The organism is Paeniglutamicibacter sp. MACA_103, from assembly GCF_045798555.1.
Taxonomy (GTDB): Bacteria; Actinomycetota; Actinomycetes; order Actinomycetales; family Micrococcaceae; genus Paeniglutamicibacter.
Genome location: NZ_JBIXLN010000029.1, coordinates 40,048 through 52,609, shown reverse-complemented (window position 1 = coordinate 52,609; position 12,562 = coordinate 40,048). Strand labels below are relative to the sequence as shown.

Genomic DNA, 12,562 nt, shown 5'->3' with positions numbered 1-12,562 from the left:
GATTCTTTTGAGCATCTAGGGTGTGCTCATGAGATGGGAATCGCTTTTCGCGGATCTGGAAGCACAGTTCGAGGCCGATGAGGCGCGCAACCAGAACAGTGAAATCCAGGAATTCGTGCGGATCGAACGCGCCCGGCAGACCCTGATGCAGCGACTTGCCCGACACCTGGACACCCGGATCGATGTGCAGCTGCTCGGCGCCGAACGCGTCGGCGGGCGGCTGGCGGGCATCGGCAAGGACTGGCTGGTGCTTCACCACGGCGGCAGCGAGGAACTCATCCCCGTCCGGGCGCTGGCGTGGTGGACTGGAGCCGAAGCGGGCGGTGGACCGCAGCCGGGGGAGCGGCGGGTGAGCTTTTCCCAGGCGCTGCGCGTGCTGGTGCGCGACCGTGCCAGGGTGAGCATCGGAGGGGTCGACGGGCAGTTGCTGGCCAGCGGAACCCTGGACCAGGTGGGCCAGGACTTCCTCGAGGTGGCGCTCCATGCCCGCGACGAGTTCCGCCGATCCACCGCCGTGCTGGGCCGGACCGTGGTTCCCTTCGCCGCACTGGCCCGGGTGCGCCGCGAGGAGTGAGGCTCCGGTAACGGGTTATCCACCATTGTTGGCCGGCCCCTGTTCACCGATCGCCGCCGCGGCGTATGGTGGCCCCCAAGGACCGTAAAGGGACCAGTGGTCCCGGGGTTGGAGCATTCCATCCAGCGTGCGTGCCGGGCAACCGGAGGAGCACGTGCGCGGGAACGGGCGGCGGAGGGGGCATTGGACATGGACAAGGCGCGCGATCAGTTGGCGGTGGATGCAAGCCGGCTGGGCAAACCCAGCTGGAAGGACCCCCGGCTGCTGCTGGGCATCCTCATCGTGCTGGCCTCCTGCGTCGGGGTGGTCGCCCTGACCAGTTCCATGGACCGCACCACGCCCATGTACTCGGCCAAAGCCGACATCTCCCTGGGCGAGGAAATCACCGCGGAGAAACTCAACGTGGTCAACGTGAAGCTGGACGCGCTGGAGGCCGGCTACGTGCCGGCGGACGCGTCCCTGCTGGCCGGGACGCGGGCGAACTCCCTGATCCGTGCCGGGCAGCTGCTCCCGCGCAGCGCGCTGGGCCTGGACGACGGAACCAACCGCCGCCCGGTGTCCATCGACTTGCCCGATGCCCTGCCCTCCGCCATCACCTCCGGGGCCCATGTCGATGTCTGGGTGTCGCTGAAGGACCGCTCCGCCAACGCCTACTCGCCGCCCACCTTGCTGCTGCCCGCCGCCGAAGTCACCGCACGCACCGAACGCGCCACCGGGTTCGGCGGCACGGCAGGAACCCTGGTCGAGATCTTGGTGGTGGACACCGGGCTGGCGGACCTGCTCGAAGCGATGGCCAACGACGCCCGCATCACCGTGGTCTTCAACCCCGGGGCCAGTGCATCATGAACATCTCCGTGGTGGTGCACGGGGACGACGGCACCGTGGTGGACCGGCTCGAGAGCCACCGCGGGGTGCTCACGGTGGCCCGGTCGTGCGCCGAAATCTCCGAAGTCATCGCCTTGTGCGAGACCGGGCTGGCCGACGCGGCGATCCTGGCCGGGCCCCCGGAGGAAATCGAAACCCACGACATCGACGCGATGATCGAGCGCGGGGTGCCGGTGGTGGTGCTCTGCGACGACGCGGCACAGGGCAAGCGGCTGGGGGCCGCCGGCGCCTACGTGGCGGCGTCCGGCACCCCGGCGGCCGAGCTGGGCATCCTGGTCACCCGGGCCCGGGCCGAGCTGGGGCACCGCGAGCGCGGCCCGGATCCCGCCCAGGCGGGCGATCCGGCCGGCCGGCCGGCCCCGAAGCGTGCCCGCGTCGTGGTCTTCTGGGGGCCGGTCGGCTCACCCGGGCGCTCCCTGCTGGCGCTGAACTACGCGGTGGAATGCGCCCTGGACGACCAGGAGGTGGTGCTGCTTGACGCCGACACCTACGGCGCCTCCCAGGCGGTGCAACTGGGCCTGCTCGACGAGGCCGCGGGCATCGCCCAGATCTGCCGCACCGTGGATTCGGGCAGGTTCGATGCCACGAAGCTGGAACGCATCTGCGCACCCGTGGTGATCGCCGGTGCCCGGATGCGCGTGGCCACCGGGCTGCCGCGGGCCAGCCGCTGGCCGGAGCTGCGCCCGACCGCACTGCGCCGGGCGGTGCTGGCCCTGCAGGAGGGCTGCGACACCATCGTCATCGACGTCGCGGCGTCCCTGGAACTCGACGAGGAGCTGTCCTTCGACACCGCGGCCCCGCAGCGCAACGGCGTCACCGCGGCGATGCTGCGCATTGCCGATGAGATCTACGCGGTCGGCGCCGCGGACAGCATCGGGGTGCCGCGGCTGATCCGGGCGCTGGAGGAGATGCACGAGGTGCTGGGGGAGCTGGAGGTGAAGGTGGTCTTCAACAAGGTCTCCGCGGCCAACGTCGGGGCCTCCCCGCGCCAGGCCCTGGCCGAGACCTGGGCGCGCTTCGGGCCCGATGTCCCGGTCGCGGGGTACCTGCCGCACGACCCCGCCGCCGTCGACGCGGCACTGCTGGCCGGCAGCGCCCTAGCAGAGATCGCCCCGCATTCGGGCCTCCGGGTGGCGGTCGCGGCGCTGGCCGGACACAAGATCAGGGCCAAGGTGCCGCTTTTGCGCCGCTTCGCGCCCTCGATGTGACGTTCGTAACCCGGCGGGATAGTGTTGTAACACAAGCGTTGCGCAACGGAGCGAAACGCACACTCGATCCACGGAGGCGTTCTTTTGAACTCGTCGGAGTCCAGCATGTCCGAAACTTTCATCGCTGAGACACTCACGCCCGATTTGGTTGAAACCTACTACGGGCAATTGGCAGCAGAGGACGCGGCGGCATACGCGCCGCAGCAACTTGAATCCCGGGTGGCGGCCCACCTGGCCGTCGGCTGGAAGCGTGAGCCCAAGACGGCCCGCGTGGCAGTCACCCGACACGCTGGAACGACCATGGCCTACGTGGTCACCGACGACATGCCGTTCCTCGTCGACTCGGTCACCGCGGAAATCGTCCGCGAAAAACTCGCCATCAACGTGGTCGTGCACCCCACGTTCCTGGTGACCCGCGATGCCTCCGAGGGGCACATCACCACCCTCCACGCGGTTTCCGCCAGCAGCCACCTGGCCAGCGGCGACACCGCGGCCATGCCGTCGGTCTCCGCGCTGGTCGCCGAAAACCGCGACACCGCCATCGAGTCGTGGATTGCCGTGGAACTGGGCGGGGACCCGAGCGACGAGGCGGTCTCCGCCCTGGTCGCCGGGCTCGAACGCATCCTGAAGGACGTGCGCGCCGCCGTGGAGGACTGGGTCCCGATGCGCAACAAGGCGCACGAGATCGCCGAGTCGCTGGCCAACGTCACCGGCGCGCAGGACATCCCGGACCTCGACGCCGCCATCGACCTGCTGCACTGGCTCGACGACGGGAACTTCACCTTCCTGGGCTACCGCGAATACGACCTGATCACCGAGAACAACGAGGACGTGCTGCGCCTGCAGTTCGAGTCCGGACTCGGGCTGATGCGCAACGCGGTTCCGGCCAGCGGCCTGCAGCACCTGACCAAGCGCGGCCGCGCCATGGCCCGCGACAAGCGCGCCCTGGTGATCACCAAGGCCAACTCGCGCTCCACCGTGCACCGCGGGATCTACCTGGACTACGTGGGCGTCAAGCGCTTCGACGCCGACGGCAACGTCAACGGCGAACGCCGCTTCATCGGGCTCTTCGCCTCGAGCGTCTACACCTCCTCGGTGCGCAGCGTCCCGGTGGCACGCGAGAAGGTCGCCGCCGTGCTCAAGCGCGCCGGCTTCGCCCCGGACTCGCACTCCGGCAAGGACATCGTCACCATCCTGGAGACCTACCCGCGCGACGAGCTCTTCCAGATCTCCGTGGAGGACCTGACCACCACGGTGCTGGGCATCCTGCGCCTGCAGGAACGCCGCCGCACCTCGCTCTTCCTGCGCCCCGACGTCTACGGGCGTTTCATGTCCGCGCTGGTCTACCTGCCGCGCGACCGCTTCTCCACCGCCGTGCGCCAGCGCATCGAAAAGGAGCTGGTCGGCGCGTTCAACGCCGAGTCGGTCGACTTCGAGGTGCGCATGAGCGAGTCCTCGCTGGTCCGCCTGTTCTTCCGCATCCGCCTCCAGCGCCACGGGCTGACCCCGGTGGTCGACCGCGCGGGGCTGGAAACCCGCCTCGTCGCCGCGGTGCGCTCCTGGTCCGAGGGCATCACCGTGGCCGCCACCGAGAACTACGGGCCCGAACAGGGCACCGAGCTGGCCGCCAGCTGGGCCGAGGCCTTCCCGGCCGCCTACCGCGTGGAGTTCGAGGTCGAGGACGCCCTGGCCGACATCGAGCGTTTCGGCGAATACGAGAAGCCCGGCCATGTCGGGCCGGTGGTGAAGTTCTACGTGCCCGAGGAGGACGAGGACTCCGAGATCAACGCGCGGATGAAGCTCTACCTCACCGCCCCGCTCTCGCTCTCCAAGATCCTGCCGGTGCTGCAGGACCTGGGCCTGGAGGTCATCGACGAGCGTCCCTTCGCCGTCACCCCCTCGCGCGCCGACGACCGCTACCTCTACGACCTGGGCCTGAAGTTCCCCGCCGGGATCGACCCGCTGGAGGCCGAGCCGCTGCTGGCGCAGGCCTACGGCGCCGTCGTCACCGGGGAGGCCGAGTCCGACCACATGAACCGCCTGGTGCTGCTCGAGGGCGTGTCCTGGCGGCAGGTCGCGCTGCTGCGCGCCTACTGCCGGTACCTGCACCAGCTGGGCGTCTCCAACTCCTACACCTTCATGTCCGACACCCTGGTGGGCAACCCGGAGGTCACCCACGGGATCCTCGCGCTCTTCGAGGGCACCTTCGACCCGGCCCTGGGCGCCGAGGAATCGGCCCGGGCCATCGCCCAGGCCCAGGCGGTGCTCGCCGAGGCCCTGGAAAAGGTGCCGACGCTGGATGCCGACAAGCTGCTGCGCCGCTTCGTGAACCTCATCGAGGCCACGCTGCGCACCAACTACTACACCGACCCGGCGGCGCTGGCCTTCAAGCTGCTGCCCGGGAAGATCACCGACGCACCCTTCCCGCGCCCCAAGTACGAGATCTGGGTCTGCTCCCCGCGCCTCGAGGGCGTGCACCTGCGCTTCGGCGAGGTCGCCCGCGGCGGGCTGCGCTGGAGTGACCGGCGCGAGGACTTCCGCACCGAGGTCCTGGGCCTGGTCAAGGCACAGATGGTGAAGAACGCCGTGATCGTGCCCACCGGCGCCAAGGGCGGCTTCTTCGCCAAGCAGCTGCCCAGCCCCGCGCTGGACCGCGCCGGCTGGATGGAGGAGGGCAAGGCCGCCTACCGCATCTTCATCCGCTCGCTGCTGGAAATCACCGACAACCTGGTGGCCGACGAAAACGGCGAACGGGTGGTGCCGCCGGCCAACGTGGTGCGCCTGGACGGGGACGACACCTACCTGGTGGTCGCCGCCGACAAGGGGACCGCGTCCTTCTCCGACATCGCCAACGAGATCTCCGCGGACCGCGGCCACTGGCTGGGCGACGCCTTTGCCTCCGGCGGCTCGGTGGGCTACGACCACAAGGCCATGGGGATCACGGCCCGCGGCGCCTGGGAATCGGTCAAGCGCCACTTCACCGAGTTCGGCGTCGACACCCAGGCCCAGGAGTTCACCGCCGTCGGCGTGGGCGACATGTCCGGGGACGTGTTCGGCAACGGGCTGCTGCGCACCCGCACCGTCAAGCTGCTGGCGGCCTTCGACCACCGCGACATCTTCCTGGACCCCAACCCGGAGCCGGGAGCCTCGTTCGACGAGCGTGCGCGCCTCTTCGAGCTGCCGCGTTCCTCATGGGCCGACTACGACAAGGAGCTCATCTCCGCCGGCGGCGGGGTCTACTCCCGCTTGCTGAAGTCCATCCCGATCTCGCCCGAGGTCCGCCAGGTGCTGGGCCTGGGCACCACGGTGAGCTCGATGGCCCCGAACGAGCTGCTCAAGGCCATCCTGGGCGCGCCGGTCGACCTGCTCTACAACGGCGGCATCGGCACCTACGTCAAGGCCTCCGACGAGTCCCACGCCGAGGTCGGGGACCGCGCCAACGACGCCATCCGCGTGGACGGGGCGCAGGTCCGCGCCCGGGTCATCGGCGAGGGCGGAAACCTGGGCATGACCCAGCGCGGCCGCATCGAGGCGGCGCTGCACGGGGTCATCCTGAACACCGACGCCATCGACAACTCCGCCGGCGTGGACTGCTCGGACCACGAGGTCAACATCAAGATCTTCGTGGACCGCATGGTCGTGGCCGGGAAGCTGCAGGCTTCCGAGCGCACCGGCTTCCTGCATTCGATGACCGACGAGGTCGCCCGCCTGGTGCTGAAGACCAACTTCGACCAGAACGTGCTGCTGCTCAACGACAAGCAGGAGCTTGCCGCCATGTCCCCGGCCTACGAACGGCTCATGGACTGGCTCGAGGAGCACGCGGAGCTGGACAGGGACCTGGAGTTCCTGCCCTCCACCGCGGTGCTCGAGGACCGGCTGGCCGCCGGAGGCTCGCTGACCACCCCCGAGCTCTCGGTGCTGGTGGCGTACGCGAAGATCCAGCTGGCCGGCGCGCTGGCGGCCTCCGACCTGCCCGACGACCCGCACTTCGCCGCGACGCTGCGCAACTACTTCCCGACCCAGCTCGCCGAGCGCTTCGGCGAGGAATTGCAGTCCCACCCGCTGCGCCGCGAGATCATCGCCACGGTGGTGGCCAACGACATGGTTAACATCGGCGGCACCACCTACGCGTTCCGGGTCATGGAGGAGACGGGCGCCGACGAGGCGCAGGTCGCCAAGGCCTTCGTGGCGCTGCGCGAGATCTACGCCTTCGACGGGCAGATCGCGGCGATCAACGAGCTGCCGGCCTCCTTCGATGCCCAGCACTGGTGCCGCCTGCACCTGGACCTGCGCCGGCTGCTGGACCGCGCCACCCGCTGGTACATCCACCACGTGGACCGCGACCAGCCCGTCGACGGCGCCGTGGCGGCGCTGGCCCCGACCGTGCAGTCGCTGCGCCCGATGGTCGGCTCGCTGCTGCGCGGCGTGGACGCCGAGCGGGCCGCGTCCTGGAAGGCCGAAGCCATGGGCTGGGGCCTGGGCAGCGACCTGGCCAAGCTGTGGGGCGAGCAGTTCGAGACCTTCGTGCTGCTGGACATCGCGGCCCTGGCCTCGCGCACCGGCACCGACGCCGTCGAGCTGGCCAAGGTGTACTACGTGCTCTACGACCGCTTCGGCGTGGACTCGCTGCTCGAGCGGATCACCGCGCTGCCGCGCGATGACCGGTGGAAGGCACTGGCCCGTGCGGCGCTGCGCGACGACCTGTACTCCACGGTCATCGACTTCACCCGCGACGTCGTGGCGGCAACCGACGGGAACGAAACGGACCCGGCCGTGCGCGTGGGGCAGTGGTTGGACGCGAACGCGGCTAATCTTGATCGTGCACAGAACATGTTCGCGGAAGTGAACCGCCTGGAACGCGATGACATGGCGTCCTTGTCGGTGGCACTGCGGCTGTTGCGTTCCATCGTACGGAGGTAAACCTTGGCCATCTTCACGGACCAAATTCGAGAGTCGGCCGATTTTGGTCCGGGGGATGAGGATTGGATCCACCTCCTGGTGGGGGACTGGCAGCTCATAGCGGACCTGGCGTTCGCCGACCTGGTGCTGTGGTTTCCGGTGGAGGGGACGTACAAGGCCCTGGCCCATGTGCGTCCCTCCACCTCCCACACCGTGTTCCACACGGACTTCGTGGGGGAGCGGATCCGCAAGGACCTCAAGCCGCTGGTCGAACAGGCCTGGCGGACCCAGGACATCGTGCGCTCCGATGCCGGGGCGCCGTCCTCGGGCGAGCACTCGATGCTCATCGAGACCGTGCCGATGGTGCGCAACGGGCGCACGCTGGCGGTGCTTTCTGTGCACTTCGACCTCGCCGGATCGCGCATGCCCTCGCGACTGGAACTGACCTACAAGCAATGTGCCGAGGACCTTTTGCGGATGTGCACCCGCGGGCTGTGGCCGGACTTCGCCACGCCCACCGGGTCCCGGCGCGGCGCCCCGCGCGTGGGCGACGGCTTCATCCGGCTGGATGCCGACGCCGTGGTCCAGTACGCCAGCCCCAACGCCGTCTCTGCCTACCGCCGGCTGGGGGCCGCGGCGACGCTGGAGGGCAAGTCGCTCTCCGAGGCGACGATGTCACTGGTCAGCGACCGCCGGCTCATCGACGAGTCGCTGCCCCTGGTGGTCTCGGGCAAGATGCCCTGGCGCACCGAGATCGAATCGCTGGGGGTGACGCTGTCGCTGCGGGCGATCCCGCTGCGCAACGCCAAGGGCCGCTACGGGGCGCTGGTGCTGTGCCGCGACGTGAGCGAGCTGCGCCGCCGGGAGAAGGAGCTGGTGTCCAAGGACGCCACGATCCGCGAGATCCACCACCGGGTCAAGAACAACCTGCAGACCGTCGCGGCGCTGCTGCGCATGCAGTCGCGCAGGATGAAGTCGGAGGAGGGCCGCCAGGGCCTGGACCAGGCCATGCGCCGGGTCGCCACGATCGCCGCGGTGCACGAGACCCTCTCGCAGGGCCTGAGCGAAAACGTGGACTTCGACGAGCTGATCGACAGGCAGTTCCGGCTCATCGTCGAGATCGCCTCGCCGGGGCAGAAGGTCAAGACCGAGCGGACCGGGGCCTTCGGGCACCTGCCCGCGGAGCTGGCCACCCCGCTCTCGCTGGTCATCAACGAGCTGGTCACCAACGCCGTGGAGCACGGGCTGGCGGACCGCGACGGCACCGTGGTGCTTGACGCCGGACGCCGGCGCAACGCGGTGGGCGCGGACATCCTGCGGGTGGCCATCAGCGACGACGGGGTGGGGCTGCCCGCCGAACCCCGCCAGGAGGGCCTGGGGCTGCAGATCGTGCGCACCCTGGTCACCAGCGAGCTCAGCGGGAACATCCACTGGGAGGACCGCTCCGGCCCGGGCACCCGGGTCGTCATCGAACTGCCGGTCGCGGCCAGGCGCTAGCCGCCACCGCCCCAGCGGGCGGGCGCAAGGACAAAAAAGACGGGTGTGGCCCGGTTCCTCAGGAACCGGGCCACACCCGTCTTGGGGGCCGGAAGGGCTAGTTGAACTTGTTCCGGTGGGCCATGACGCTGGCGACGTACTGCTTGGTGTCCGCGTACATGCCGTTGCGCTTCACGCCGGTGGCGCCCTGGTAGTAGTAGGCGATGCCCTCTTCCATGGAATCCGCGTTGCGCTGGTGCGAGCGGATGATGGCCACGCCGGCGGTGACGTTGTCCTGGGGGTCGAGCAGGTCGAGCTGGCGCCCGACCAGGCCCTCGGCCCATTCGCCGGCCGACGGAATGACCTGCATGACGCCCACGGCGTTCGCCGGGGAGACGGAGTTCATGTTGAAGCCGGATTCCTGGAAGGCGTGGGCCATGGCCAGGGCCGGGTCAACGCCCATCTGGCGGGCCGTGCTGGCCACCATCGACTGCATGGCGGCCGGGGAGGGCAGGTTGCGGGAGAGCAGCTCGCGCTTGTTGTCGTTCGCCGATCCCACCACGTCCGACTTGTAGGTGCGGCCCAGGAAGGAGTTGCCGACCAACGGCTTGGAGCCGGTGGGGTTGACGTCGGAGGACTGCGGGGCCGCGGAGCCGCCGCCGTTGACCTTCAGCGTCCGGCCGATCTTCAGCACGGTCGAGTAGGTCAGGCCCGGGTTCAGGCGCAGGATGGTGTTCAGCGGGGTCCCGGTCTTCAGGGCGATGTGTCCGAGCGTGTCGCCGGAGACCACCTTGTAGCTGGAGCCGCCGGACTGGGCCTTGGGTGCGGACGGGGCCGCAGGCTTGGACGAGGAAGAAGACGAGGATCCGCTGATCTTCAACTTCTGGCCCGGGCGGATGATGTCGCGGTTCGACAGGTTGTTCAGCCGCATGAAGGCGGACACCGACATGTTGTGCCGGATGGCGATCGTCGAGGGGAAGTCGCCGGACTTCACGGTGTAGGTCCCCTGCGAGCCGGTGCTCCCGGACTTCGGGGCCGACTTGGCCGGAGCGCTCGAGGCCGAGGAACCGAAGCGGAGCGTCTGGTTGACGTAAATGGTGTCGTTGGCCGGGTTGCCCGCGGCGGTGCGCACGGCGGCAAGGGAAACGCCGAGCTTCTTGGCGATCGAGCCCATGACATCGCCCTGGGCGACCTTGTAGGTCTGTGCCTTGGCCGAGGAGCCGCTGTTGCTCGAAGAGGCCTTGGGAGACGCCTTGGACGATGAGCTGCCGCCGAGGCGCAGCACCTGCCCGGGCTTGATCAGGTCGGAAGAGAGCTTGTTGAACTTCTTCAGGTCGCCCACCGAGACGCCGGTGCGGGCGGCAATGTGCGAAAGCGTGTCGTTCTTCTTGACCGTGGCGGTTCCGCCTTTTTTGGCCAGGGGAATGACCGAGCCCGGAACGTGGGTTGCGACCAAATGGGCGCTGATCCGTGCCTCGGCCGCCTTTACCATCGCCGGGGTGGCGATCTTGGGCTGGAGTGCATCTCGGGTGGGCAGCGGTGCTGCCTCGGCCGGGACGGCAAGGGAACCTAGGACTACCGCCGGGATTGCTGCCGTGGCAACGGCGCTGCCAATGGCTCTGACGCGATTGTTGTGTGCAAGGGACATGGAGCGATCCTTTGGGTCGGGGCAAGGACGAATCGTTCGGTCGCAAATGAACGCACGTGGGTGTGGCCCATGTGCGTTATGTGACTCATGGTGCGGTTGTGACTATTGTGAATTTACACCACGGAGCATGGATTGTGAAAGATCCCACGACAAAATCACTCATATGGACCCAGAACGACCCGTATATGTGGCACGCTGGAATGGTGAGCAATCTTGAGAATCTTGTGGCCGAATGGCTGCCCCTGCCCGACCTGGCCGAAGCGCTGGACGTTTCCATCAAACGAGTCCATAGCCTGATCGATGAGCGGGCAATCATTGCCGTTCGCGTGGGGGCGCGGAACATCCGCAGCGTGCCCGCGGCCTTCTTGCAGGACGGCGGCATCGTCGAGAGCCTGAAGGGCACGATCTCCGTGCTGAAGGACTCGGGCTACGAGGACAATGAGCTGCTCGTGTGGCTCTTCACCCCGGACGAGTCGTTGGGCGGAACACCCATGGACGCGCTGCGCGCAGGACGTAAGACCGAAATCCGCCGCCGCGCCCAGGCGCTGAGCTGGTAGCCGGCAAAACTCTTCAGGTGCTGCGCCCAACGGCCGGCACCGCACCAAAGGCGAAGGTCCCCTCCCGCAAAACGTGGAGGGGACCTTCGCCTTTGTGCTCTTCCGGGCCCGTCTAGGACGTGCGGCGAATGGCCGCCAGGCCCAGGGTCCTCAGTCCATGGCGTGCCAGCGGCGCGACGGTGAGTTCCTCCAGCGCCGAAAGCCCCTGCTCGGAAAGCTCGGCAATCGATGCCTCGGTGGCGCCCAACGCCCCGCAGGACTCCAGCAGGGCGCTCATGCGCTTGACCTCGTCCTCCTGCAGGTCATCCGCCCCAAGCCGCGACTGGATGAACACTTGGTCCTCCTCGGAGGCCAGGGTCAGCGCGTGGGCTATGATCTCGGTGCGCTTGCCCTCGCGCAGGTCATCGCCCGCGGGCTTGCCGGTGATCGCCGGGTCGCCGAAGACGCCCAGCACATCGTCGCGCAGCTGGAAGGCCTCGCCCAGCGGCAGCGCGAACCGGGAGTACTGGTCCAGGAGGTCGGCCGGGGCCCCGGCCAGCGCACCGCCGAGCAGCGTCGGGTTCTCCACGGAGTACTTCGCCGACTTGTACCGCACGATGGTCCGTGCCCGCTTGACCGCCTCGGCGGGCCCGTAGGACGGTCCGGCCGACTCCTCCAGGACGTCCAGGTACTGTCCGGCCATGACCTGGGCGCGCATGCGGTCGAAGATCGTCCGTGCCTCGGGAACCATGGGGCTGATGGTGGCGAAAAGCTGTTCGCTCAGCGAGAGGCAGAGGTCCCCGGCCAGGATCGAGGCGGCCTCGCCAAAGCGCGAGGCATCGCGGTGCCACCCCGAGGCGCGATGCATGGACTCGAACCGCCGGTGCATGCTCGGCTGGCCCCGGCGCGTGTCAGATCGGTCAATGAGGTCATCGTGGATCAAGGCGGCGGCCTGGAATAGCTCGATGGCCGCTCCTGCCTGCACGATGTCGGCAGCCTGGGCGTCGCCGCCGGCCCCCAGGTAGCCCCAGAAGGCAAAGAGCGGACGCAGGCGCTTGCCGCCCCGTGTCAGGTCCTCGATGGCGGTGACGATTTCCGCGGCCGCCGGGGCTATGTCCGAGATGACTTCATGTTGTTCTGCAAGGAAGGTCGAGAGCGACGTCTCGAGCCGTTCCGAGAAGCCTGCGGAAAGTTCCCGTGCCTGTTCGGGGTCGGAGGTGTCCGCAGCATAAAGTGTCATGATTCCCATCCATAGATCGAGCAGCGTGGTGTCCTCTTAACTCTAGCCGGGACACCGCCGCACATCGGATTGTCAGACCCGTTGGCTAGACTTCAT

8 protein-coding genes are annotated in these 12,562 nt (G+C 68.5%); 6 read left to right on the top strand and 2 right to left on the bottom strand.

Features of this window, described 5'->3' with window-relative positions; translation table 11 throughout:
• Window positions 1-28 precede the first annotated feature (28 nt).
• The 5 genes from ACIPVK_RS14325 to ACIPVK_RS14305 all read left to right on the top strand — a co-directional run bounded on the left by ACIPVK_RS14325 (window position 29) and on the right by ACIPVK_RS14305 (window position 9,063).
• Window positions 29-574, top strand: a complete 546-nt coding sequence (locus ACIPVK_RS14325; protein ID WP_407612654.1) for a hypothetical protein — start codon at window positions 29-31, stop codon at window positions 572-574.
• A gap of 189 nt (window positions 575-763) precedes the next feature.
• On the top strand, window positions 764-1,420 hold the full coding sequence (locus ACIPVK_RS14320) for an SAF domain-containing protein (RefSeq protein WP_407612653.1): 657 nt from the start codon (window positions 764-766) through the stop codon (window positions 1,418-1,420).
• Window positions 1,417-2,667 (top strand): CpaE family protein, encoded by a 1,251-nt coding sequence (locus tag ACIPVK_RS14315; RefSeq protein ID WP_407612652.1) that lies wholly within the window; start codon window positions 1,417-1,419, stop codon window positions 2,665-2,667. Before ACIPVK_RS14320 ends, ACIPVK_RS14315 begins: the two co-directional genes overlap by 4 nt.
• A 105-nt stretch (window positions 2,668-2,772) precedes the next feature.
• Window positions 2,773-7,587 carry an NAD-glutamate dehydrogenase gene (locus tag ACIPVK_RS14310; RefSeq protein WP_407612651.1) on the top strand — a complete coding sequence of 1,605 codons (4,815 nt, stop codon included), beginning with the start codon at window positions 2,773-2,775 and terminating at the stop codon, window positions 7,585-7,587.
• Window positions 7,588-7,590: 3 nt separating this feature from the next.
• The gene (locus ACIPVK_RS14305; protein WP_407612650.1) at window positions 7,591-9,063 is read left to right on the top strand and encodes a sensor histidine kinase; all 1,473 of its coding nucleotides are present in this window, start codon (window positions 7,591-7,593) and stop codon (window positions 9,061-9,063) included.
• 97 nt (window positions 9,064-9,160) lie between these two features.
• Here the strand turns inward: ACIPVK_RS14305 and ACIPVK_RS14300 are convergent, their stop codons facing one another.
• Window positions 9,161-10,690 (bottom strand): LysM peptidoglycan-binding domain-containing protein, encoded by a 1,530-nt coding sequence (locus ACIPVK_RS14300; protein ID WP_407612649.1) that lies wholly within the window; start codon window positions 10,688-10,690, stop codon window positions 9,161-9,163.
• A gap of 200 nt (window positions 10,691-10,890) precedes the next feature.
• Here ACIPVK_RS14300 and ACIPVK_RS14295 point away from each other — a divergent pair, with 200 nt between their 5' ends.
• On the top strand, window positions 10,891-11,247 hold the full coding sequence (locus ACIPVK_RS14295; RefSeq protein ID WP_407612648.1) for an Rv2175c family DNA-binding protein: 357 nt from the start codon (window positions 10,891-10,893) through the stop codon (window positions 11,245-11,247).
• A gap of 112 nt (window positions 11,248-11,359) precedes the next feature.
• Here the strand turns inward: ACIPVK_RS14295 and ACIPVK_RS14290 are convergent, their stop codons facing one another.
• The gene (locus ACIPVK_RS14290; protein WP_407612647.1) at window positions 11,360-12,466 is read right to left on the bottom strand and encodes a polyprenyl synthetase family protein; all 1,107 of its coding nucleotides are present in this window, start codon (window positions 12,464-12,466) and stop codon (window positions 11,360-11,362) included.
• Window positions 12,467-12,562 lie beyond the last annotated feature (96 nt).